This window comes from Castellaniella sp., assembly GCF_049673105.1.
Taxonomy (GTDB): Bacteria; Pseudomonadota; Gammaproteobacteria; order Burkholderiales; family Burkholderiaceae_B; genus Castellaniella.
This window is the reverse complement of sequence record NZ_JBATXG010000014.1, coordinates 1-21,696: the sequence shown is the minus strand read 5'-3', so window position 1 is coordinate 21,696 and position 21,696 is coordinate 1. Positions and strand designations below refer to the sequence as shown.

The following is a 21,696-nucleotide window of genomic DNA, read 5'->3' as shown; positions in this document are numbered from 1 at the left end:
GCACCCGCTGATGGCAGGCGCGCGCCCTTGCAGTCTGACTGCTCAAGCGACAGGATGCAACACGGGACCAATATCAGGCCCTGTAACCCCATTCGGCATCCGGTTTTGCACCGGGCCGCAATCCCTTCAAGACATCGCGCAACACGACTTTCGGGTGGAACACCGCCATGTCGATGGCATCCAGCGTGTTTTTCACCATCAGCCCCAATTCGGTGTCGCCCTCGATCACCAGGCGGCGGCTGAAAAAGAGCGTATCCGGGTCTTCGGTCCGCTGCAGCAGATGATAGAAATCCACGGCGTCCGCACGCAATGTCAGATCCGGCGCGGCATCGCCGTGCCGGGCCGCTCGGAAGGCCCGGTCGCGCCAGGTGTAATCAAAACAGACCTGCGCGTCGGCGACCTGAATACGCAGCGATCGGCCTTCCAGCATATGCAGGGTGTCCGGGTGCAAATGGCGCGCCAGCACCAGATTCAACCCGGCGACGAACAGCCTGGAACCGGGGTAGCGAGGCAGGCGCCCCAGAACCTGAGCCAGGGGCTGAGGAATGCGATAGACGGGATTGCTGGGATTTTGCATGTTCAGACTCGTGAAAAGACGGAGGGGACGCGGCGCATCAGGCGACGACGCGCGCCTTGACGCCAGGGGCGTGGACATCCGGTGCCGACGATGCGACGACCCCGCCCGGCAGCACCATGTCCAGGCCAGGCCGCCCATGCCAGTAGCCATTACAGGGGCCCGCCGGCATCAGGGGCACCAGCCGTTCATGCGCGGCGGCAGCGGATTCCTGCCCGTCCAGCACGGCCCTGAAAGCCGCCACAACCTGATCCATGTGCTGCGACTGGGGGCTCAGGCGCAGCACATCCACGCCCAGGCTGCGCAGTTCGTCCAGTTCGTGGATCAGGGTGTTCACCAGCGCCGACTGCGTCTGGATGCCGTTGATCGTCAGGAAGGCCTGGGATTCCTTGGTTTCCAGCAGCAGCCCATCAGGGTGATCCATGCAGACGTACTGACAGTTGTCCTTGGGGAAATTGCGATTGCGCGCGGTAAAGCAGCGGGCGGAAAACGCCAGCGGCATGCGGCCATAGGCAAAGACTTCCGTCTGCAGGCCCGCCGGGCGGTCCCGCTGCAGCGTCGCCAGGCTGTCGCGCCCCATTTCCAGGGGCATCACCCAGCGCGTCGCGCCCTGGGCGGCGATCACATCCAACGTGGGTTTGCTATAGATATTCAAGAACGGCCCCCCAACGAATGGCCGCCCACTCATCCGATGCACCGCCCCCATGTCGTTGGCTTCGATGCCGTAGCGTTCGTTTTCGGTGATCTTGCGCAGGATGTTCAGGTCGTTGCCGGATTCCAGCAACACCTGCGTGGACAGGATCGGCGTCTTGCCGGCCTGGGCGAGCATGTCGGCGACCTCGATCCAGTCGGGCAAGCGCAATTCGTGACGCCGGGAACAGACGGTCTCGCCCAGATAGACGATATCCACCGGCCAGTCGCAGACCGATGCATAGAATTCCAGCGTGGCGACCCGCGGCCAGTAGTACTGCAAAGGACCCAAAGCGAGTTTCATGATGTTTTTCCTGACGAGGCCAGGCGCGGCGGCCTGCTGGGGCCAGCCTGATCCGCCTGCATGTGATGAACGTTTATTTCCAGGGGCGGTTGTACGCGCCCAGCGTGTGCTGTTGCCCTTCGGCGACCTTGTTCAATTCGGCCATCCAGGACGGATGCACGGAATAGCGCGCCGGGTTGGTACGAGCCTGATCGATGGCCTGGCGCCACACCCGCGTGACCTGGGCCACATAGGCCGGGCTGCGCTGGCGGCCTTCGATCTTGATCGCCCGCACACCCATCGCCATCAGCCTGGGCAGCAATTCCAGCGTGTTCAGACTGGTGGGTTCTTCCAGGGCGTAGTAGTTTTCACCGGCCACGTCGAAGCGGCCTTTGCACAGGGTGGGATAGCCGGCGTTCTCGGCTTGGTCGTAGCGGTCGATCAGCACGTTGTTCAGGCGGGATTCCAGACCCCGATCGGTCTGCTGCCAGCGCACGTGTTTGGCGGGGGAACAGACGCCGTGCGTATTGGGCGATTCGCCGGTCGCGTAGGACGACAGGGCGCAGCGGCCTTCGACCATGACGCACAGACTGCCGAAACCGAAGACCTCGATTTCGACCGGGCTGTTTTCGCAGACCTGCTGCACCTGGGCCACCGACAGTACGCGCGGCAGCACGGCGCGGGCCACGCCAAAGCGTTCGTGATAGAACTGGATGGCTTCGTAATTGGTCGCCGACCCCTGCACGGACAGGTGCAGACGCAGATCGGGGTAGCGGGCATGGGCATAGGCCATCAGACCCGGATCGGCCATGATGACGGCATCCACACCGGCATCGGCTGCCTGATCGACAGCGGTCTGCCACACGCGCCAGGCGTCGGGCTGGGGATAGGTATTCAAGGCCAGAAAAACCTTGCGCTGCCGGTCGTGAGCATAACGGATGCCCTGAGCGATGGCGGCGGCGTCGAAATTCAGGCCGGCGAAGTTGCGCGCGTTAGTGGCATCCCGAAAGCCCAGGTAGACGCAATCGGCGCCCTCGTCCACGGCGGATTTCAGCGCGGGCAGGCTGCCGGCTGGACAGACCAGTTCAAAGTCGGAATGATCGTGGCGATGCACTACGCCAGGGCGGGTAGAGGAAGGTAATGCAGACATGGGGCATCCTGACGGTTCAAGCCGTGCAGGCGGAACATGCCGCTGGTGTCCTGCATCGGCAACAGTCGGCACTATGCCCTGTCTTGCCGGCCAAGGCCTTAATCCGCATCAAGGGAAGCGGTGTTTGATATACGGTTTTAGGCCGCTTCCCCGCCCCTCATCGTGTAAGGTAGCAGCTTCTTCTGAAAGGACTTTTCATGGCCCTGCCCGACATCACCCTGGACGTACGCGGTCTGCCCCCGCCCGAACCCCTGGAACAATGCCTGGAGGCGCTGGCCGACCTGGCCCCCGATCAGCGGCTGCACATGCTGATCGACCGGGAACCTTATCCCTTGTACACCATGCTGGACCGCGACGGCTTCCAGCACGAATGCACCTTCGAAGAAACGCATTTCCAAGTCACGATCTGGATCGGTTGATCATGCAGCGCGCCCTGGATTTCGACAAAACGCCCGCCCTGGGCGTACCCCTGCCCTTCTTCCTGAACGTGCCGGTATTTGGCTTGCTGGCCGGGCTGCTGGCGACCTGGTCGGATCCGCAGGCCTTCATGTCCCGCTGGGACAGAGCCACGCTGGCAATGACGCACCTCTGGACCCTGGGCATTCTGGGCAGCGCCATGCTGGGCGCCCTGATCCAGATTCTGGCAGTGGCGTGCAATGTGGCTGTCACTCCGGCGCGCGCTGTGGCCGCGACCGTCCACGCTTTGCTGACGGTGGGCACATTGGCGCTGGTGACAGGCTTTTTGTGGTGGGCGCCCCCCGCCTGGCTGGCTGCCGTCGCGCTGCTGGGGGCGGCCTTTGCCATCTATCTGGGCGCCGTCAGCCTGGCGCTGTGGCGCCAGCGGCGGCAGGTGTACAAGGGCGCGCGGGAAATTCTCGTTCCCGTGCGCGGCGCCCTGGCGGCGCTGGCCTTGACTGTCCTCATCGGCCTGAGCATGGCCGGCGCCCTGGGTGCGGGCACGGCTCTGCCCGGCTGGGCCGGCGGCCACATCCTGTGGGGGCTGCTGGGCTGGGGCGGGCTGCTGCTGATGGGCATGTCTTTTCAGCTGCTGCCGATCTTTCAACTGACGGAAATCTACCCGAAATCCGTCACTCGCTGGCTACCCCTGCTGATCCCCGGCCTGCTGGTGGCCTGGACGGCGCTGGATGCCTCCACCGGCCTGCCGCACTTGATGCGCGAGACGGTCGAACTGCTGCTTGCCGGCGCCTATGTCAGCTGGATCGGCACGTCTCTGCATCGGCTGGGCACGCGCAAACGCCCGACCGCCGAACCCACCACGCTGTTCTGGTTCACCGGGCTGATCTGCCTGCTGGCCTGTGCGCCGGCCTGGATCTGGCTGCGCCACGGTCAGGCCCCGCAAGCTGCAATGGTGTTGGGCGTTTTGCTGATCGTCGGCGGCCTGGGATCGATCGTCCACGGCATGCTGTACAAGATCGTGCCCTTTCTGCTGTGGAAACATGCTCAGGATGCCCGCGTGATCCCGGACCATGATCCGGCCCAGGCGCGCATCTACCTGAAGATCCTGCCCAAGATGGCGGCCTATATCCCCGCCGCAGCCGGCCAATGGCACGTCGCGCTGTATGCTCTGGTGGCCGTGTCATGGACGCTGGCCGCCACAGGTTGGGCCCCCGCCGCTCAGGCAGCCGGGCCCTTGATGATCCTGGCCAGCAGCGTGCTGATCGTCAACCTGGGTCGGGCGCTGATGCTGTATCGCAGAACCCTGAAGATCCTGGCGGACATGGCAGAGAAAACGCAGCCTTAGCCGCGATAGGCGCGCAAACCATCCGCATCCAGGATGGTGAATTCCCGCCCCCGCACTCGGATCAGGCCGCGTTCGCTCAGCTCGCGCAGGATGCGGGAAAAGTGTTCCGGCGTCAGGTTCAGACGCGACGCGATGATGGATTTGCTGATTTCGATGCGAAACGGCTGTTCGATTTCGCCCGGCCACTGGTGCAGCAAGAAGGCAATCAAGCGCTGGGCGCCTGTGTGCAGGGTATAGGCTTCCACGTCGCCCATCAGGCTGTAGAGCCGTCGGCTCAAACCGGCCAGCATCTTGCGGGCCACGCCCGGATGCCGATCGATCTGCTCGAACAGCACATCGCGCCCGACGTGCAGCAGCAGCGTGTCGCGCAGGGCTTCGGCGGTGACGATGTAGTTCTGGCCCATGAACATCAAGGCTTCGCCAAAACCATCGCCAGGACCGATCAGGCGCACCACCCGCTCCACCCCGGATGCCGACACGAAGACGAGCTTGACCTGGCCGTAGACCACCACATGAAACCCCAGGCAGGGATCGCCTCGATGAAAGATGATCTCGCCGCGCCGCGCGGAGATCTCACTGGTGCCGTGAACGATCGGGGTCAGATCGGCGGCGGGCAGCTCGTTGAACAACGGCACCTGCGCCAGCAAATCGCGGATCCGGCCGTGACGCGGCGCATCCTCGGTACCAGAAGGTTTCCCACGCGCGGGCGCGGCATTGCTAGAATTCCGTTCATGATCCGCGTCGTGTACACCGTGCTGGGCACGATTTCCCTGGTGTTGGGTGTGCTGGGGGTTTTCCTGCCCCTGCTGCCCGCCACCCCCTTCCTGTTGCTGGCTGCCTTCTGCTATATGCGCGGCTCGCAGCGCCTGCACGCCTGGCTGATGTCCCATCGCATTCTCGGTCCGTATATCCGCGACTTCCAATCGGGGCGCGGCATCCCCTTGCGTAGCAAATGCCTGGCGCTCGCCATGATGTGGCCATCGCTGGCGGCATCGGCCTGGATCATGCCGATCGCCTGGGCTCGTTGGCTGCTGCTGATCCCCGGCATCGGCGTCACGATTTACCTATGGCGCCTGCCGACGCGGCCCCGCCGCGACCCCAGCAAACCCGACGATCAGATCAATTTCGAATAGGTCGCCACCCTGGGCCGACGGACATACTGGTCGAACACCATGGCAAAGGCGCGCACGAACACCCGCCCTTTGGGCAGCACCTGCAAACCGTGCGCATCGATGGTCAGCAGTCCGGCATCCGCATAAGGCCTCAGGCGCACCAATTCATCGGCGAAACAGGTCTGGAAGGATTGCCCGTGGCGTTCCTGGAACGCCGCGAAATCCAGCGGCATGCTGCACATGAGCGTCATGATGATTTCCCGCCGGATGACGTCGTCTGGGCTGAGATCGAAACCCTTGGCGGTCGGCAGCTCCCCGCGCCCCAGCGCCTCGGTGTAGGCGTTCAGGGAATGGTGATTCTGCACGTAGGCATCGCCGACCTTGCCGATGGCCGAAATCCCGAAACCCACCAGATCGCATTCCGCCCGGGTGGTATAGCCCTGGAAATTACGGTGCAGGCCGCCGTTCAGCCGCGCCCGATTCAATTCGTCGTCGGGCTTGGCGAAGTGATCCAGACCGATATAGGCATAACCGGCTTCCAGCAGCCGGCGCACCGACATCAGGAAGATCTGCAGCCGGGTATCAGCCGATGGCAGATCCTCGGCATTGATCAGGCGTTGGGATTTGAAGCGGTCGGGCAGGTGCGCGTAGTTGTACAGCGCGATGCGATCAGGCGACAGCTCGATCAATTGGTCCAGGGTGCGGCTGAAGCTATTCAGCGTTTGTTTGGGCAGCCCGTAGATCAGGTCGGCGTTGATGGACTGGAAACCATTGTCGCGACTGGCCTGCAGCGCCGTGCGCACCATATCGTAGGGCTGGATGCGATTGACCGCCGCCTGCACCTCCGGATCGAAATCCTGCACACCGAAACTGGTGCGATTGAAACCCAGGCCGGCCAGCATGGCCAGGGAATCGGGCGTCACGGTGCGCGGGTCGATCTCGACGCCCAGTTCGGCATCGGGCGTGAAGTCGACCAGCCCGCGGATATGTTCCATCAGCGTGGTCAGTTCCGCCGCGCTCAGAAAAGTCGGCGTCCCGCCGCCTAGATGCAGCTGCACGGTCTGGCGCGCCGCGCCCAGGTGCGGGCTGATCATGTCCATTTCCTTGAACAGGATGTTCAAGTAGTCGGCAGACCGGCTATGGTCCTGGGTAATGATCTTGTTACAGCCGCAAAAATAGCACAGCGATTCACAGAAAGGCAGGTGCACGTAGACCGATAAAGGCGCAGGCTGGTCGGCTGCCGCCCGCCGCGCCAGATGGTCCACATAGGACGAGACGGGATAATGCTGCTGAAAGCGGTCCGCCGTCGGATAGGACGTATAGCGGGGACCGGACTGATCGAAACGGCGAATCAGCGCTTCGGAGATTTCCAGATCAGGAAAGGCGATGGTTCGACCATCGCCGGGGATGTGATCAGTATCGGGGCTTGCGGGAGTGTTCATGCCATGCTTTCCTGATGCCTCGGCCAGAGACGAAAGGCTCCGGCGCAATTTGGCTATATTGTCCTGTATCGAAGCGCATTGTCCTGCGAAATGCGACCATCCGGCTTGATTCAAGTCAAGTCTCAGACTTCGCGTATCATAAACGGCTAGCCGAATCCCTGAATCAACCACGCCCCCATGCTTTTAACCCTGATCCTCGCGATCCCGTTTGCAGGTAGCCTGTGCGCCGCACTGCTTCCCGCCAACGCGCGCCGCACCGGGGCCTGGATCGCCGGCGGCAGCGCGCTGGCCTGTCTGGCGCTGACGCTGGCGGCGACACCCGAAGTCGCCGCGCTGGGCGTCATCAAGATCAGCATCCCCTGGATTCCCACCCAGGGTGTGGACCTGACCTTGCGCATGGACGGTTACGCCTGGCTCTTTTCAGTGATCATTTCGGCCATGGGCGCGCTCATCGCCCTGTATGCGCACTATTATCTATCGGATCAGGACCCGGTCCCGCGTTTTTTCACTTTTCTGCTCAGCTTCATGGGCGCCATGCTGGGCATCGTCCTGGCAGGCAACCTGATCCAGCTGCTGGTGTTCTGGGAACTGACCAGCCTGTCGTCCTTCATGCTGATCGGCTACTGGCAACACCGCCCGGAAGCCCGGCGCGGCGCCCGCATGGCGCTGCTGGTGACGGGCGGCGGCGGCTTCTGCCTGCTGGCCAGCATGCTGATCATCGGCCACATCGTCGGCAGCTACGACCTGGATGCCGTGCTGGCCGCCGCCAACGAGATCCGCAATCACCGCTGGTATCCGATCCTGCTGGTGCTGCTGGCCCTGGGAGCGCTGACGAAAAGCGCCCAGTTTCCCTTTCATTTCTGGCTGCCCAACGCCATGGCGGCGCCCACCCCGGTGTCGGCGTATCTGCATTCCGCCACCATGGTCAAGGCGGGCGTCTTTCTGCTGGCGCGCTTCTGGCCGATTTTTTCCGGCACCGACTGGTGGACCTGGACCATCGGCGGCGCGGGCCTGTGTTCGCTGCTGCTGGGGGCTTACGCCGCCACCTTCCAGCGCGATATCAAAAGCGTGCTGGCGTATTCGACCATCAGCCACCTGGGCCTGATCACCCTGCTGCTGGGCATGAGCAGCCCGCTGGCGCTGGTGGCCGCCGTCTTCCACATGATCAACCACGCCACCTTCAAAGCGTCCCTGTTCATGGCCGCCGGCATCGTCGATCACGAAAGCGGCACCCGCGACCTGACACGCCTGTCGGGCCTGCGCACATTGATGCCGTTGACCGCCACCCTGGCCATGGTATCGGCAGCCGCGATGGCGGGCGTGCCGTTGCTCAACGGCTTCATCTCAAAGGAAATGTTCTTTGCCGAAACCGTGTTCATCACCGGCCACTGGGCCAGCCGCTGGGGCTTGCCGCTAGCCGCCGTGGTGGCGGGAGCCTTTAGCGTGACCTATTCCCTGCGCCTCGTGCTGCAGGTCTTTTTCGGTCCGCCCGCGACCGATCTGCCGCGCACGCCGCACGACCCGGCCCGCATGATGCTGATCCCCTGCACCGTGCTGGTCGTGATCTGTCTGGCCGTCGGCATCCTGCCCAGTCTGACCCTGGGGGCCATTCTGGACATGGTCATGCGCGGCCTGCTGGGGCCCAATGTACCGGCTTTCGATCTGCAGGTCTGGCACGGTATCAATCTGCCCCTGATCATGAGCACGATCGCCCTGGTGGCCGGCATCGGCCTGTACCTGGCCCTGCGCGAGCGCGACCGCCGGGTACCCGGCCAAGTCCCTCTGATCTACCGTCTGGACGGTCGTCAAAGCTTCGAAACCGCCCTGGAAGCCATCGATAGCGGTACCGCCTGGCTGCTGCACCGGCTGCAGACTCAACGGCTGCAGACCCAGGTTCTGCTGCTGGTGCTCAGCACCCTGGGCGTCGCGATGCTGCCGCTGCTGCGCGGCGGCTGGTGGCCACAGGCGGTATCCGGCGACACGCCATTGCAGTGGTCCTTTGGCCTGATGTGGCTGATGGGCGGCGCCTGCGCGATCGCCTCTGCTTATCAGGCAAAATACCACCGCACGGCATCCCTGATGCTGGCAGGCGCCACGGGCCTGATCACCTGCGTGACCTTCGCCTGGCTCTCGGCGCCCGATCTGGCCCTCACCCAGTTGACCGTCGAAGTCGTCACCACCGTGCTGATCCTGCTGGGTCTGCGCTGGCTGCCCCCGCGCATCGAGGAATACCCCAGCGCCACCTGGCAAGGCACGCAATGGCGCCGCTGGCGGGATTTCGCCACGGCGGTGGCCGGTGGCGCGGGGCTGGCCGTTCTGGCCTACGTCATGATGACCCGACCCGGCATCTACCAAAGCATTTCCGGCTTTTTCGTCCAGCAGGCCTGGCCGCTGGGCGGAGGCGCCAACGTCGTCAACGTCATCCTGGTGGACTTCCGCGCCTTCGATACCTTTGGCGAAATCACGGTGCTGGCCATCGTGGCCCTATGCGTTTATGCCCTGCTGCGGCGCTTCCGCCCCCCTGCCGAAGCCCTGGTGGCCTCACCGCGCCTGCGCCGCATCCTGCAACAGGCGCCCGCCCGAGACCCCGACCCCAAAGCGCCGCTGCCCGAAGGCCTGATGCACATCCCCGCCGTGCTGGTGCGCCTGCTGCTGCCGGTCTCCACCCTGATTTCCCTGTATTTCCTGCTGCGTGGACACAATCTGCCCGGCGGCGGCTTTGTCGGCGGCCTGGTCATGGCCACCGGCATTTTGCTGCAGTACATGGTGGGCGGCATTCTGTGGGTCGAAGCCCGCCCGCTGATTCGCCCTCAGGCATGGATCGCGCTGGGCCTGCTGGTCGCGGGCAGCGCCGCCCTGGCCGTCTGGTGGGCCGGCGAACCTTTGCTGTCGGCCTATACCCTGGATGTGGTCCTGCCGCTGGTCGGCGTGATCCACCTGTCCACCGCGCTGATCTTCGACCTGGGGGTATATATGCTGGTGGTCGGCGCCACCATCCTGATGCTGATCGCGCTGGCGCACCAGTCCCTGCGCTTTCACCGCAACATCACCGAACCGGCTGATGCGCCGCTTGTGGAGTCCTGACCATGGAATGGATATTGGCCCTGGCAATCGGCGTACTGGCAGGATCCGGCATCTGGCTGCTGCTGCGCCCGCGCACTTTCCAGTTCATCATGGGTCTGGTGCTGATGGCCTACGCCGTCAATCTGTTCATCTTCGCCATGGGCCGCCTGCGCCTGGACGCGCCGCCCGTCATCGATCCCCACTGGACGGATCCCGCCAGCTATGCCGACCCCCTGCCTCAGGCGCTGGTGCTGACCGCCATCGTCATCGGCTTTGCCACCACCGCCTTGTTCCTGGTCGTGCTGCTGGCTTCGCGCGGCATGAGCGACACCGACCACGTCGATGGCGAGGAACACAGCTCATGAGCATCTGGATGCAACATCTGCCGGTCCTGCCGATCCTGATTCCGCTGCTGGCGGGCGCCCTGATGCTGTTGACACGCGACAGCCAGCGATCGCTGCGCGTCGGGCTGGGCGCCGTCTCTCTGGCGCTGCAGGTCGCCGCCGCGCTGCTGCTGATCCGCGCCACCCAGGGAATCGGCGGATCGCTCTGGATTGAGAACATCGGGGTGTACCGCCTGGGCAACTGGGCCGCGCCTTTTGGCATCGTGCTGGTGGCCGACCGGCTGTCCGCCCTGATGCTGGGCCTGACCGCCGTGCTAGGCCTGTGCGCCTGGATCTATTCGACTGCGCGCTGGGACCGCGCCGGCAGCCATTTCCACCCTTTGTTCCAATTGCAATTGATGGGCCTGAACGGGGCCTTCCTGACAGGTGATCTGTTCAATCTGTTCGTCTTCTTCGAGATCCTGCTGACGGCGTCCTATGGCCTGATGCTGCATGGTTCCGGCAAGCGGCGCGTGGGCGCCGGCCTGCACTACATCGGCATCAATCTGATTGCTTCGTTTTTGCTGCTGGTGGCCATCGCCCTGATCTACGGCCTGACCGGCACCCTGAATCTGGCCGACCTGTCCGTGCGCGCGCTGACGCTGCACGGCGCCGACCGGCAACTATTCGACAGCGCCGCCGCCATCCTGGGAGTCGCTTTTCTGATCAAGGCAGCCGCCTGGCCCCTGAACTTCTGGCTGCCCAACGCCTATGCCGAGGCCTGCGCCCCCGTGGCCGCCCTGTTCGCCATCATGACCAAGGTCGGCATCTACGCCCTGTTGCGCATCGGTTCGCTGCTGCTGCCCGCCGGCGCGCCGGCGGCCTTCGGCGGCGCCTGGATGTTTCCGGCCGGCATCGCCACCCTGGCCTTCGGCACCCTGGGCATGTTGGCCAGCACACAGCCTCGGCGCATCGCCGCCTATGCCATCATCACCTCGTCGGGCACGCTGTTCGCGGCCCTGGGCATGCCGGGCGTCACCCTGACCGGCCCCGCCCTGTACTACCTGCTCAGCTCGGTGCTGGCGCTCGGCGCTCTGTTCCTGCTGCTGGAACTGACCGAACGCAGCCAGTCCTTTGGCGCGGATATCCTGGCCGTCACACAAGAAGCCTTCGAGGCAGACGAGCCCGATGTCATCAGCCTGTCTGAACAGGCGGTGGGGACGCCGCTGCCAGCCACCATGGCTTTCCTGGGACTGAGCTTTTTCGTCTGCGCCCTGCTCATCATCGGCCTGCCGCCGCTGTCTGGCTTCGTCGCGAAATTTTCCTTGCTGTCCGCAGCCTTGCGCACGGCGGAATTCGGCGCCCCGACCGTCAACGTCTGGCTGCTGGTGGCCGCCATGCTGGGATCGGGCCTGGCCTGCCTGATGGCGCTGGGCCGTTGCGGCGTGCGCCTGTTCTGGATGCCGGAACAGCTGCACACCCCCGCCCTGCGCCTGACCGAAATCATCCCCATTCTGGTGCTGCTGGGGGCCTGCGCCGCGCTGACCATCCAGGCCGGCCCCGCCATGAGCTACCTGGAAGACACCGCCCACTACCTGGACCAGCCCGCGCGCTACGTCCAGGCTGTCCTGGGGCCGGCCAACACAGGACCCCAGCCATGATCAGACGTCTGCTGAGCTTCCTGCCCCTACCCTGCCTGTTACTGATCCTGTGGCTGGTCCTGAACGACAGCCTGTCGGTCGGGCAGATTGCGCTGGGCCTGCTCATCGCCCTGATCCTCAGCTTGCTGGCGCCGATCTTGCGGCCTGTCCGTTCTCGTCCGCGCCATCCGCTCGTCGCCTTGCGGCTGACCGCCCACGTCGCCCGGGACATCGTGCTCTCCAACTACCGGGTCAGCCGGCGCATCCTGCAGGGCGATGCCTCTCAAGAACAGTCGGGATTCCTGGACATTCCCCTGCGGATCCGCGATCCCCACGGTCTGGCCGCCCTGGCCTGCATCGTCACCTTCACCCCTGGCACGGTCTGGGCGGGACACGACACCGTGCGCCACGTCCTGACCCTGCATGTGCTGGACCTGTCCGATCCGGCAGGCCTGACCCACATCATCCAGGAACGCTACGAACGTCCACTGATGGAGATCTTCGAATGAGCGCAACGCTGCTGAACTGGGCAGGCGGCTTCGCCCTGCTGTGCTTCGCCCTGGGCCTGGCCTGCGCCGCCGTCCGCCTGATCCGGGGACCGCAGGCCGAAGACCGTATCCTGGCGCTGGACACGATCTACATCAACGGCATGCTGATCCTGCTGGTGCTGGGGCTGCGCTTCGAGGCCGGCCTGTATTTCGACGTGGCCCTGCTGATCGCGCTGTTCGGCTTCGTCGGCTCATCCGCATTGGCCAAATTCCTGCTGCGCGGCGAGGTCATCGAGCCATGAACGAACTGCCTCTGTGGGCCGCCGTACTGGTCTCCCTGCTGCTGATCCTGGCGGGTCTGGTCACCCTGATCGGGTCGCTGGGTCTGCTGCGGCTGCGCACCTTCTACGACCGCATGCACGCCCCGACACTGGGCATGACGCTGGGCACGTTTTGCGTCGTCCTGGCCGCCACGCTGGTGGCCAGCCTGCTGCAGGGACGACCGATCTTCCACGAATGGCTGATCTGCCTGTTCCTGTTCATGACCGCGCCCGTTACTGCCATCTTGCTGATGCAAAGCGCCATCCGCCGAGGCATTGCGCCGGTCCCGCCCTCCAAGACGGCCGACGATGATCATCGCTGAATTCTGAGCATATTTGTAACATACGAATAGGTGGGAACCCGTACACTCAAAGAGTCACCCACGCCGGACCGGGATACCGTCCGGCATTCAAAACAGGAGTGCTCATCATGCATCAAGCATTGCGGATTTCCCTAAGAGCCAGCCTGCTGGCAGCCGGACTCAGCTGCGCGGCGCTATTCGCCCCCGGCGTCCAGGCAGCCGGTCCCCAGACTCAATACCAGCAGGACGTGGCCCGCTGCAATTCCACCCCCGGCATCGACAAGCAAGCCTGCCTGCGCGAAGCCGGCGCCGCTGCGCAAGCCGCCCGGCAGGACAAGCTGACCACTCCATCCATGCAATCCGAAGCCCGGAACCGCACGCTGCGCTGCGACAGCCTGCCCGCCGATCAGCGCCAGGAATGCATGAAGCTGATGGACAATGCCAACACCCGCACGGAAGGCTCAGTGCAATCCGGCGGCGTACTGCGCGAAACCACGATCACCATCCCGGCCACGACCGGGTCGTAAGCGGTCACAGCTCCATCTGCATGCCCATTTCCACCACCCGGTTGGGCGGAATCTTGTAGAACCGGGTGGTGCGGCTGGCATTGCGCGCCATGAACGCAAACAGGTGGCGGCGCCAGCTCTGGTGCCAGGGCAGGCGCCGCACCACGATGACGGTCTGGCGCGACAGGAAATAGGATGTCTGCATCGGCTCCAGGTTCAGATCCTGCGCCTCTTGAGCAATCTGTTCCACCACTTGCGGCACATTGGGTTCCTGCTTGAAGCCCCAACGGGCGACCGCCTGCCAGCTGCTGCGGCTGACCCGCTCGATCCGGACGCGTTCGCCGAATGGCACGTAGGGCTCATCAGCCACTTCGATCGTCAAAAACAGAGCCTGTTCATGCAGGACCTTATTGTGTTTCAAGTTATGCAGCAAGGCCGGCGGCACCGTGCCGACGATCATGCTCATGAACACCGCCGTGCCCGGCACGCGGGTGGGCGGGTAGGCTTCCAGAGATTCCATGAAACTGACCAAAGGCTGGTGGTCGCCGGCCAAGGTGTCATGAATGCGCTGCCGCCCCTGTTTCCACGTCACCATCAGCGTCAACAAAATGATGCCTACCACCAGCGGCAGCCAACCGCCCTCGTGCAGCTTCAGGGTATTGGACGTGAACAACAACACGTCGATCAGCAGGAACAGGGAAATCAGCGCCAGCCAGGCGACGCGGCGCAGGCCGCGCGAGGCGCGCGGCAGCACGGCAAAGGCCAGCAGCGACGTCATCAGCATCGTCCCCGTCACGGCAAAGCCATAGGCATGCGCCAGGCTGTCAGACGAGCCGAACGACAAGGTCAGGGCCAGCACCGCCAGCAACAGCAGCCAATTGACGCGCGGCATGTAGATCTGGCCTTCTTCCCTGGCCGACGTATGCTGGATCACCATGCGCGGCCAATAGCCCAGCTGCACCGCCTGTCGGGTCACGGAAAACGCCCCTGAAATCACCGACTGCGAGGCAATCACGGTGGCGACGGTCGCCAGACCCACCAAGGGGATCAGGCCCCAGTCCGGCGCCAACAGGAAAAATGGATTGCGGATGGCCGACGGGTCGCTGAGCAACAGCGCCCCCTGGCCGAAATAACACAGCACCAGCGCCGGCAGGACCAGAGCGAACCAGGCTCGGCGGATCACCGACCCGCCAAAGTGGCCCATATCGGCATACAGGGCTTCCGCCCCGGTCAGGGCCAGCACCAGCGCGCCCAGGGCCAGAAAGGTTTCCCAGGGCGCATCGCCGATGAAGCGCAACGCCCAGACCGGATTGATGGCCTGCAGCACCTGCAGCTGGCCTGCCACCCGCCAGGCCCCCAGAACGCCCAGCGTCAGGAACCAGACCAGCATGACGGGTCCGAACATCCGACCCACTGTGCCTGTGCCGCGCGACTGCACCATAAACAGCGCCAGCAGGACCAGCACGGCGATCGGCACGACCCATGCATCAAGCCGATGAGAGACGATGCCAATGCCCTCGACGGCGGACAGCACGGAAATCGCCGGCGTGATCATGCTGTCGCCATAAAACAGCGCCGCCCCCATCAGACCCAGCACGGCCAGGCGCCAGCGCACCTTGCCGGGGCGTCCGCGCATGGCCAGTTCCATCAAGGCCAGCGTCCCGCCTTCCCCCCGATTGTCGGCGCGCAAGATGCAGGTCACGTATTTCAGCGACACCACCAGGATCAGCATCCAGAACAGCATCGACAGCATGCCGAGAATGTGTTCCACATCGGGATTGCCGGTCCCCGACAAGGCGACCTTCATGGTGTACAGCGGGCTGGTGCCGATGTCGCCATATACGACCCCCAGCGCACCGATCAACAACGCCGCCTGCGGACTGTTCGAGTCCGACGGTTTCTGAGTGCTCATGATCTATTCTGCCCGCGTCAAACAGGCCCCTCGCCAGGGACCGGGAAAAATCAGGGTGATCCGGGTGCCTGGAAAGGTCGGGCGGCTGACGACCTTCCACCAGGCGCCGTGGGCTCGGGCAATTTCCCGCACGATGGCCAGCCCCAGACCAGAGCCGCCAGGCCCGGCGTCGGCTGCCCTGTAAAAGGCCTCGAACACGCGATCAATGTCTTCGGCGCGGATGCCCGAGCCATCGTCCTCGACGGAAAATGAGGGCGGATTGCTGATGACCCGCAGCTGGATCAGGCCGACCCCTTGCCCGTAGCGCAAGGCATTGTCGATCAGATTGGCCAGCAGCTCGGCCAGCAGTACCGGATCGCCATCGACCCAGACCGGGTCACCAGGCGCCGCCAGCTGCAGATCGACGGATTGATCTCGCGCCCGGCCCAACCAGTCCGCCCCCGCCTGCCGCATCCATTCGCACAGATCCAGGCGCACGAAACTGTCCTGGGGCCGCGCGGCGTGATCGGCGCGGGCCAGCACCAGCAACTGCTGGCCCATGCGGATCATATGATCCGTCACGGATTTGATGCGATTCGCCCGCGTACGGATCGTGTCGGGCAGATCCTGCCCCAGCATCAGTTCGGATTCCAGTTTCAGGCCCGCCAGCGGCGTGCGCAACTGATGGGCGGCGTGACCGATGAAACGGCGCTGCGCCTGCACTGAATCGTCCAGACGCCCCAACAAATCATTGAAATGCAGCACCAGCGGAGCGACTTCGCTCGGCAAGCCGGTCAGGTCCAGGGGCTGCAAGTCCTCGATGGAACGCTGGCGGATCTGGTCGGCCAGCTGGTTGATCGAGGTGAGTTCCCGCCGGATGCCGGAAATCAGCACCCAGACGAACAGCACGACCAGCAGGCCCTGGGTCAGCAACATCGCCCAGAACAGATCGCGCAGCAACCAGGGCTGAGGTCCGACGATGCTCGTCATGAACCAGGTCGCCAGCAGGTCGATGGCCACCAGGATGAACAGGGCCGGCAGCAGCCGACGCACCAGCTTGCGAGCCAGTGAGTCCTGAGGCATCAGGCGTCCAAACAGACCAAGTGCCTGAAGATCCCGAAGGGGATCGGAGCCTGCGGATGAGTTAGGCACTGTCAATATCGAGCAGATAGCCAAAGCCGCGTACGGTCTGAATGCCCGCTCCGGTGCCGTCCAGGCGTTTGCGCAGGCGATAGACATAGACTTCGACCGCGTTTTCACTGAAATCGGCATCCCAGGCCGACAGGGAATTGACGATCTGCTGTTTGGTCACCACCCGGCCAGGTCGGGCCATCAGCATTTCCAGCACCGACAGTTCCCGCACGGACAGGGCCAGCCGTTTACCGTTGGCCCGGATCTGACGGCCCACGGTATCGAAGGCCAGCGGCCCGCATTCCAGCACCGTCTGCGCCTGCCCGGCATGGCGACGGGCCAGCGCCCGGACCCTGGCAGCCAGTTCGGCCAGTTCAAAGGGCTTGGTCACATAATCGTCGGCGCCTGCATCCAAGCCGGCCACCCGATCATCCAGGCCGTCGCGCGCCGTCAGAATCAGCATCGGGATCTGGGAACCGCCGGCCCGCAACCGCTGCAGGACTTCCAGGCCACTAAGGCCCGGCAGATTCAGGTCCAGCAGCAGCAGATCGTAGGACTGCCCGGCCACGGCGCCCTCGACCCCGTCGCCGGACTGCAGCCAATCCACGGCATAGCCCTGGCCGCCCAGAAATTCCTGAAGCGCATGGCCCAGGGTCGTGTCGTCTTCAATGACTAGAACTCGCATCCGCTGATTCTAGCTCGAACAAGTCATTCTCAGGCATCTGCCAGCGCGCGCCGTTACATAGCTGACAAACGCATGAATACATGCGCTCAGGCTCATCCGGATGCCGCATCAGCGTACTGTTCCCGTGCGCGCTTACTGCGCCGGGACCGGTGTCTCGGCGCCGCTCTCGGCAGGCGCATCCGGACGCGTGACGAAGCCCAGACGCTTCATGCCGGCCCGCCGCGCCGCGCCCATGATCTGCGCCAGTTCCCCATAACGGGTATCCATATCGGCGCGGATTCGCACCTCGGGCTGCGGGTCGGCGGCGGATTCGGCGGCCAACAGGGATTCCAGATCGTCCAGCGCCGCCGGCTGCCCGTTCCAGAACACCGCGCCGCTGGGGTCGATGGCCAGATCGATGACCTTGGGCTGCTGTTCAACCGGCTGCGCCGTGACCTGCGGCACATTGATGCGGATCGAATGACTGAGCAGCGGCGCGGTAATGATGAAGATCACCAGCAGCACCAGCATCACGTCGATCAGCGGCACCATATTGATTTCCGACATGGTTGTGCCGGGCCCCTTGGAATCAAAACTGCCGAACGCCATGATCAGGCCTCCCTGCTGCTGGCCAAGGTAATGTGACGACCATGACGCTCATGCCGATCATCCGCCACCTGCTGACCGGTCGTCAGAAACGTGAACAGATCGTGGGCAAAGGCATCCAGCTGCGCCAGGTAGACCCGGTTCAGCCGCACGAAGGCGTTATAGGCCAGCACCGCCGGGATGGCGACCGCCAGCCCCAGCCCCGTCATGATCAGCGCCTCGCCCACCGGCCCGGCGATGCCGCTGATGGTCACGCCGTCGGCCATGCCGATGCTCAGCAACGCGTGATACACCCCCCACACCGTGCCGAACAGGCCGACAAAAGGCGCTGTGGAACCGACCGAAGCCAGCACGGTCAGACCATTTTCCAGCCTGGCGGTTTCCTCATCGATCACCTTGCGGATGGTGCGTGTCACGAAGGCTGCGGTCGAACCGCTTTCCTCCAGCTTCAGCGCCCCATATTTGGCATGATGCTTTTGCGCATGGATGGCATGGCTGGCCAGATGCGCGAAAGGCTCTTCCGCCCCGTGAGTGGCGATTTCATGTTCCACCTGTTCCAGGGAACTGGCCGCCCAGAATTCCGCCAGAAATTTCCTGGATCGCTGGCGGATGCGCAGATGCGTAAAGCCTTTGGCCAGGATCAGATACCAACTGGCCAGGGACATCAGCAGCAAAAACCCGAATAAGGACTTCCCCACGACATCACTTTGCCCGATGAAATGCATCACCCCCTGGCTGCCGCCGGCCAACTCGGCGGCGGACAATGCGCTCGCCGCCTGGTTGGCTGCTCCGGCGACGGGCGCGGCGCTCTGCGCCACGGCGACAGCCGCCTGGGCAGCATCCGGCCCTACAGCCTGAGCCAACGTCAGCGCGGCGTTGCCGATCAGATCGATCATCATGTTCTGAAACTCCTGTCGGTCCTGGACCTATAAAACGAAATCGAAGGGAATGTCCACCAGCGCCTTGTAGGCGATGCCGTTTTCCGTATAAGGGCGAAAGCGAGCCTGCTGCATCGCCTGGATCGCAGCATCGTCCAGCCGCTCATATCCCGAGGACCGCTGCACCTTGACGTGCGCGACGTCCCCTCGGGGGGAAATCAGTACCCGCAACAACACCCGACCCTGCTCGCCACGCCGCTGGGACACACGCGGGTAGACGGGGCTGGGACGTTTGCCCAGATAATCCACGCGACCTATCGTGCGCGGGCGGTCCGGGTCCACCGCCTGATTTTCTCCCCGTGCCTGAGCAGCCTGCAAAGCGCCGCCAGCCGGACTTGCCGCAGCAGGCGTGACCGCCGGCGGCGTCTTTTCGCGCACGGGCTGCGGCTTAGCGACGGGTTTGGGCTTTGGGGTCGGCTTTGGGGTCGGCTTTGGGGTCGGCTTTGGGGGCGACGCCGGTTTGGGCTTGGGCGGCGGCGCCTCGGTAATGGCTTCCGGCTCGGGTTCTTCAACCACGGGTTCGGGTTCGGGCACTGGTTCTACCGCAGGTTCCGGTTCCGCGGCCGGCTCGGGTTCGACGATGGGTTCGGGTTCGGGGATAGCCGGCAGGTCAGCGGGCGGCGATGCCGGGGCGGCATCCAGCGCAGGCCCCAGCTCGACAAACTGCACATCCAGCGCATCGGGCTGCCCCATCGCCACCTGAGCAACCGGAGCCGACAACACCATCGCCAGCACGACGGCATGCAGGCCGAGCGCCGTCACGGCAGCCAGTGCCTTCAGCCAGGGAAAACGCAAGGAAGAGCCCGAACCCATGAACATGGAAACCACATTAGTAAAAGCGGGATATTATCAGTAATGAAAACGATTCTCAATACTGATTTCGGCATGAACGTCCAACCTCGTTCTTCCTGTTACAGGCCGCCACTCAGATAGAGGTGAAGTCTATCTTCATCTCGCCCTGACGGGTTTAATGAACATCATGGAATTCCCAGAAACCCATGCAATACAAACACGCATCTTTCTGACCGCGCACTGCCGCATTGCTCAATCCCATACCATTCAGGCATAACAGAAAGATGCGGCAGCGAGGTCACAATCTGAAGCATCCCGACTAAGATGGCCGGGCCTCAACCTCGCGAGACCCGCCATGCGCCACCTGAAAATCAGCACTCGTCTCACCCTGAGCTTCAGTTTCGTCGTGATTTTGCTGCTGATTCTGTCGGGTATCGGCGCCTGGCGCATCCTGGATTCCCAGCAAGACAACCACGCCCTGAATGAGCGGCTGCAAACCAACAATCTGCTGCAGCAACTGGGCCGCCAGATCAACATTGCCGCCAACCAGACGCAGGCCATGCTGGCGGCAGACCCGGATACCTTGCGCGCCCTGAAGGAATCGGTCGCCAAAGCCGATGCGCAAACGCAAGACATCACGCAAGGCCTGAACGCCATGCTGAACAGCGCGGCGGCGGAAAAGCTGCTGCAGCAAGCGGCGCAGGACCGAGCCGCCTATCTGCAAAGCCGCAACCAGGCGTTCAAGGACCTGGACAGCGGCAACTACGGCGAAGCCGACGCCTTTTTCAATCAGCAACTGCCTAAAATGACCGCTGACTATCTGGCGCGGATCGACCAGTTGTCGCAGCGCCAGAATGAATCGGTGCAACAGCTATTTGACCAAAGCGCCCGATCCAGCCAGCTGGGGCTGACCGTGCTGGCGATCGCCACGCTGCTAGCGCTGATCCTGGCGCCGCTATTTGCCTGGCGCGTCACGCGATCCATCGTCCGACCGCTGCGCCATGCCGTCGATCTGGCGGGCACCGTCGCCCAGCGACAGCTCGATGTACACATCCGGGCTCACAGCCGCGATGAAATCGGCCAACTGCTGACCGCACTGAGCATCATGACCGACAACTTGCGCCAAGCCGTCAGCGAAGTGCGCAGCAGTTCCAACGCCATCGCGACCGCCTCGGCGCAGATCACGGAAGGCAATCTGGATCTGTCGTCACGCACCGACGAACAAGCCAGCTCTCTGGCGGAAACCGCCGCCACCATGGAACAGATCACGGCGACCGTGCGCCTGAGCGCCGATAACGCCCGACAAGCCAATACGCTGGCCGAGTCCGCCGCCCAGACCGCCACCGACGGTGGCTTGATCGTCGGCGAACTGGTTGGCACCATGGGTGAAATCGACAACAAATCGCAGCAGGTCGTCGACATCATCGGCGTCATCGATTCGATCGCCTTTCAGACCAATATCCTGGCCCTGAACGCCGCAGTGGAAGCCGCCCGCGCCGGTGAGCAAGGACGCGGATTCGCCGTGGTCGCCGCCGAGGTCCGCGCACTGGCGCAGCGATCCGCAGCAGCAGCCCGGGAAATCAAGGACCTGATCGATACTTCGGTCGCCGCCACCGCCAAAGGCAACGAGCAAGCCGCCCATGCCGGCGCCACCATGCAGGCGGTCATCGACAGCATCCACCGCGTGACCGACATCATGGGTGAAATCAGCGCCGCCAGCCGCGAACAAAGCACCGGCATCGAGGAAATCAATTCCGCCATGACGCAAATGGACGGCGTCACCCGCCAGAACGCCGGCCTGGTCGAGGCGTCCGCCACGGCAGCCGCCAGCCTGCGCCGCCAGGCAGATACGCTGACAGACCTGGTGGCGACCTTCAGGCTGGGCGAAGATCGGGCTCTACATCATTAACGGGGGACACCGGCATTCATTAGACTTGTTTTTGCGAAGAACACGTTTAATGGAGCAATGCCGATGTCCCCAATCGATTCTATCCTAGGGATCCACGGCCTGGTGGTCCA

The 21,696-nt window shown here is 63.9% G+C and carries 22 protein-coding genes; 11 read left to right on the top strand and 11 right to left on the bottom strand.

What is annotated here, in order from left to right; translation table 11 throughout:
- Positions 1 to 73: 73 nt before the first annotated feature.
- From ubiT to ubiU, 3 genes are all read right to left on the bottom strand, one after another.
- Positions 74 to 577 carry a ubiquinone anaerobic biosynthesis accessory factor UbiT gene (ubiT, locus tag WBF69_RS04735; RefSeq protein ID WP_424261744.1) on the bottom strand — a complete coding sequence of 168 codons (504 nt, stop codon included), beginning with the start codon at positions 575 to 577 and terminating at the stop codon, positions 74 to 76.
- A gap of 37 nt (positions 578 to 614) precedes the next feature.
- Positions 615 to 1,568: a ubiquinone anaerobic biosynthesis protein UbiV gene (ubiV, locus tag WBF69_RS04730; protein WP_424261742.1), complete on the bottom strand. Its 954-nt coding sequence runs from the start codon at positions 1,566 to 1,568 to the stop codon at positions 615 to 617.
- A 73-nt stretch (positions 1,569 to 1,641) separates the two neighbouring features.
- Positions 1,642 to 2,697 (bottom strand): ubiquinone anaerobic biosynthesis protein UbiU, encoded by a 1,056-nt coding sequence (gene ubiU / locus WBF69_RS04725; RefSeq protein ID WP_424261740.1) that lies wholly within the window; start codon positions 2,695 to 2,697, stop codon positions 1,642 to 1,644.
- A 197-nt stretch (positions 2,698 to 2,894) separates the two neighbouring features.
- On the opposite strand from ubiU, the gene WBF69_RS04720 reads away from it, so the two are divergent.
- On the top strand, positions 2,895 to 3,116 hold the full coding sequence (locus tag WBF69_RS04720; RefSeq protein ID WP_424261738.1) for a DUF2249 domain-containing protein: 222 nt from the start codon (positions 2,895 to 2,897) through the stop codon (positions 3,114 to 3,116).
- Between the two features lie 2 nt (positions 3,117 to 3,118).
- Complete coding sequence (locus WBF69_RS04715) at positions 3,119 to 4,459, top strand: hypothetical protein (protein ID WP_424261736.1); 1,341 nt, start codon at positions 3,119 to 3,121, stop codon at positions 4,457 to 4,459.
- Here WBF69_RS04715 and WBF69_RS04710 read toward each other — a convergent pair.
- A complete protein-coding gene (locus WBF69_RS04710) occupies positions 4,456 to 5,115 on the bottom strand; it encodes a Crp/Fnr family transcriptional regulator (protein WP_424261917.1) in 660 nt (219 codons plus the stop codon). The two genes, WBF69_RS04715 and WBF69_RS04710, sit on opposite strands and share 4 nt — an antisense overlap.
- Positions 5,116 to 5,190: 75 nt before the next feature.
- On the opposite strand from WBF69_RS04710, the gene WBF69_RS04705 reads away from it, so the two are divergent.
- Entirely contained in the window at positions 5,191 to 5,592 is a 402-nt protein-coding gene (locus tag WBF69_RS04705; protein WP_424261734.1) for a YbaN family protein, read from the top strand.
- Here the strand turns inward: WBF69_RS04705 and hemN are convergent.
- Positions 5,574 to 7,013: an oxygen-independent coproporphyrinogen III oxidase gene (gene hemN, locus WBF69_RS04700; RefSeq protein ID WP_424261732.1), complete on the bottom strand. Its 1,440-nt coding sequence runs from the start codon at positions 7,011 to 7,013 to the stop codon at positions 5,574 to 5,576. The two genes, WBF69_RS04705 and hemN, sit on opposite strands and share 19 nt — an antisense overlap.
- 177 nt (positions 7,014 to 7,190) lie before the next feature.
- Between hemN and WBF69_RS04695 the strand changes: the two genes are divergently transcribed.
- The 7 genes from WBF69_RS04695 (at position 7,191) to WBF69_RS04665 (ending at position 13,676) form a co-directional block, all read left to right on the top strand.
- A complete protein-coding gene (locus WBF69_RS04695; RefSeq protein WP_424261730.1) occupies positions 7,191 to 10,097 on the top strand; it encodes a monovalent cation/H+ antiporter subunit A in 2,907 nt (968 codons plus the stop codon).
- Positions 10,098 to 10,099: 2 nt separating this feature from the next.
- Positions 10,100 to 10,441 carry a Na+/H+ antiporter subunit C gene (locus WBF69_RS04690; protein WP_424261728.1) on the top strand — a complete coding sequence of 114 codons (342 nt, stop codon included), beginning with the start codon at positions 10,100 to 10,102 and terminating at the stop codon, positions 10,439 to 10,441.
- The gene (locus tag WBF69_RS04685; protein ID WP_424261725.1) at positions 10,438 to 12,060 is read left to right on the top strand and encodes a monovalent cation/H+ antiporter subunit D; all 1,623 of its coding nucleotides are present in this window, start codon (positions 10,438 to 10,440) and stop codon (positions 12,058 to 12,060) included. The genes WBF69_RS04690 and WBF69_RS04685 overlap by 4 nt, the downstream gene beginning before the upstream one ends.
- Positions 12,057 to 12,548, top strand: coding sequence for a Na+/H+ antiporter subunit E (locus WBF69_RS04680; protein WP_424261723.1), 492 nt, complete (start codon positions 12,057 to 12,059; stop codon positions 12,546 to 12,548). The genes WBF69_RS04685 and WBF69_RS04680 overlap by 4 nt, the downstream gene beginning before the upstream one ends.
- Positions 12,545 to 12,829, top strand: coding sequence for a K+/H+ antiporter subunit F (locus tag WBF69_RS04675; RefSeq protein WP_424261721.1), 285 nt, complete (start codon positions 12,545 to 12,547; stop codon positions 12,827 to 12,829). Before WBF69_RS04680 ends, WBF69_RS04675 begins: the two co-directional genes overlap by 4 nt.
- Positions 12,826 to 13,170 (top strand): monovalent cation/H(+) antiporter subunit G, encoded by a 345-nt coding sequence (mnhG, locus tag WBF69_RS04670; protein WP_424261719.1) that lies wholly within the window; start codon positions 12,826 to 12,828, stop codon positions 13,168 to 13,170. Before WBF69_RS04675 ends, mnhG begins: the two co-directional genes overlap by 4 nt.
- Before the next feature lie 107 nt (positions 13,171 to 13,277).
- Entirely contained in the window at positions 13,278 to 13,676 is a 399-nt protein-coding gene (locus tag WBF69_RS04665; RefSeq protein WP_424261717.1) for a hypothetical protein, read from the top strand.
- A 4-nt stretch (positions 13,677 to 13,680) separates the two neighbouring features.
- On the opposite strand, the gene WBF69_RS04660 is transcribed toward WBF69_RS04665, so the two are convergent.
- From WBF69_RS04660 to WBF69_RS04635, 6 genes are all read right to left on the bottom strand, one after another.
- Positions 13,681 to 15,567 (bottom strand): potassium transporter Kup, encoded by a 1,887-nt coding sequence (locus WBF69_RS04660; protein ID WP_424261715.1) that lies wholly within the window; start codon positions 15,565 to 15,567, stop codon positions 13,681 to 13,683.
- A gap of 3 nt (positions 15,568 to 15,570) precedes the next feature.
- Complete coding sequence (locus WBF69_RS04655; RefSeq protein ID WP_424261713.1) at positions 15,571 to 16,629, bottom strand: sensor histidine kinase; 1,059 nt, start codon at positions 16,627 to 16,629, stop codon at positions 15,571 to 15,573.
- A 61-nt stretch (positions 16,630 to 16,690) separates the two neighbouring features.
- Positions 16,691 to 17,362: a response regulator gene (locus tag WBF69_RS04650; RefSeq protein WP_424261711.1), complete on the bottom strand. Its 672-nt coding sequence runs from the start codon at positions 17,360 to 17,362 to the stop codon at positions 16,691 to 16,693.
- A gap of 132 nt (positions 17,363 to 17,494) precedes the next feature.
- Positions 17,495 to 17,950, bottom strand: coding sequence for an ExbD/TolR family protein (locus WBF69_RS04645; RefSeq protein WP_424261709.1), 456 nt, complete (start codon positions 17,948 to 17,950; stop codon positions 17,495 to 17,497).
- 2 nt (positions 17,951 to 17,952) lie between these two features.
- Entirely contained in the window at positions 17,953 to 18,843 is an 891-nt protein-coding gene (locus tag WBF69_RS04640; protein ID WP_424261915.1) for a MotA/TolQ/ExbB proton channel family protein, read from the bottom strand.
- A gap of 30 nt (positions 18,844 to 18,873) precedes the next feature.
- Positions 18,874 to 19,698: an energy transducer TonB gene (locus tag WBF69_RS04635; RefSeq protein WP_424261707.1), complete on the bottom strand. Its 825-nt coding sequence runs from the start codon at positions 19,696 to 19,698 to the stop codon at positions 18,874 to 18,876.
- Positions 19,699 to 20,032: 334 nt separating this feature from the next.
- Between WBF69_RS04635 and WBF69_RS04630 the strand changes: the two genes are divergently transcribed.
- Complete coding sequence (locus WBF69_RS04630; RefSeq protein ID WP_424261705.1) at positions 20,033 to 21,586, top strand: methyl-accepting chemotaxis protein; 1,554 nt, start codon at positions 20,033 to 20,035, stop codon at positions 21,584 to 21,586.
- The last annotated feature ends 110 nt before the right edge of the window (positions 21,587 to 21,696 follow it).

Excerpts from the sequence above, each read along its gene's own strand:
- ubiT (WP_424261744.1), bottom strand. The coding sequence starts at position 577 with ATGCAAAATCCCAGCAATCCCGTCTATCGCATTCCTCAGCCCCTGGCT.
- ubiV (WP_424261742.1), bottom strand. The coding sequence starts at position 1,568 with ATGAAACTCGCTTTGGGTCCTTTGCAGTACTACTGGCCGCGGGTCGCC.
- ubiU (WP_424261740.1), bottom strand. The coding sequence starts at position 2,697 with ATGTCTGCATTACCTTCCTCTACCCGCCCTGGCGTAGTGCATCGCCAC.
- WBF69_RS04720 (WP_424261738.1), top strand. The coding sequence starts at position 2,895 with ATGGCCCTGCCCGACATCACCCTGGACGTACGCGGTCTGCCCCCGCCC.
- WBF69_RS04715 (WP_424261736.1), top strand. The coding sequence starts at position 3,119 with ATGCAGCGCGCCCTGGATTTCGACAAAACGCCCGCCCTGGGCGTACCC.
- WBF69_RS04705 (WP_424261734.1), top strand. The coding sequence starts at position 5,191 with ATGATCCGCGTCGTGTACACCGTGCTGGGCACGATTTCCCTGGTGTTG.
- hemN (WP_424261732.1), bottom strand. The coding sequence starts at position 7,013 with ATGAACACTCCCGCAAGCCCCGATACTGATCACATCCCCGGCGATGGT.
- WBF69_RS04695 (WP_424261730.1), top strand. The coding sequence starts at position 7,191 with ATGCTTTTAACCCTGATCCTCGCGATCCCGTTTGCAGGTAGCCTGTGC.
- WBF69_RS04690 (WP_424261728.1), top strand. The coding sequence starts at position 10,100 with ATGGAATGGATATTGGCCCTGGCAATCGGCGTACTGGCAGGATCCGGC.
- WBF69_RS04685 (WP_424261725.1), top strand. The coding sequence starts at position 10,438 with ATGAGCATCTGGATGCAACATCTGCCGGTCCTGCCGATCCTGATTCCG.
- WBF69_RS04680 (WP_424261723.1), top strand. The coding sequence starts at position 12,057 with ATGATCAGACGTCTGCTGAGCTTCCTGCCCCTACCCTGCCTGTTACTG.
- WBF69_RS04675 (WP_424261721.1), top strand. The coding sequence starts at position 12,545 with ATGAGCGCAACGCTGCTGAACTGGGCAGGCGGCTTCGCCCTGCTGTGC.
- mnhG (WP_424261719.1), top strand. The coding sequence starts at position 12,826 with ATGAACGAACTGCCTCTGTGGGCCGCCGTACTGGTCTCCCTGCTGCTG.
- WBF69_RS04665 (WP_424261717.1), top strand. The coding sequence starts at position 13,278 with ATGCATCAAGCATTGCGGATTTCCCTAAGAGCCAGCCTGCTGGCAGCC.
- WBF69_RS04660 (WP_424261715.1), bottom strand. The coding sequence starts at position 15,567 with ATGAGCACTCAGAAACCGTCGGACTCGAACAGTCCGCAGGCGGCGTTG.
- WBF69_RS04655 (WP_424261713.1), bottom strand. The coding sequence starts at position 16,629 with ATGCCTCAGGACTCACTGGCTCGCAAGCTGGTGCGTCGGCTGCTGCCG.
- WBF69_RS04650 (WP_424261711.1), bottom strand. The coding sequence starts at position 17,362 with ATGCGAGTTCTAGTCATTGAAGACGACACGACCCTGGGCCATGCGCTT.
- WBF69_RS04645 (WP_424261709.1), bottom strand. The coding sequence starts at position 17,950 with ATGGCGTTCGGCAGTTTTGATTCCAAGGGGCCCGGCACAACCATGTCG.
- WBF69_RS04640 (WP_424261915.1), bottom strand. The coding sequence starts at position 18,843 with ATGATCGATCTGATCGGCAACGCCGCGCTGACGTTGGCTCAGGCTGTA.
- WBF69_RS04635 (WP_424261707.1), bottom strand. The coding sequence starts at position 19,698 with ATGGGTTCGGGCTCTTCCTTGCGTTTTCCCTGGCTGAAGGCACTGGCT.
- WBF69_RS04630 (WP_424261705.1), top strand. The coding sequence starts at position 20,033 with ATGCGCCACCTGAAAATCAGCACTCGTCTCACCCTGAGCTTCAGTTTC.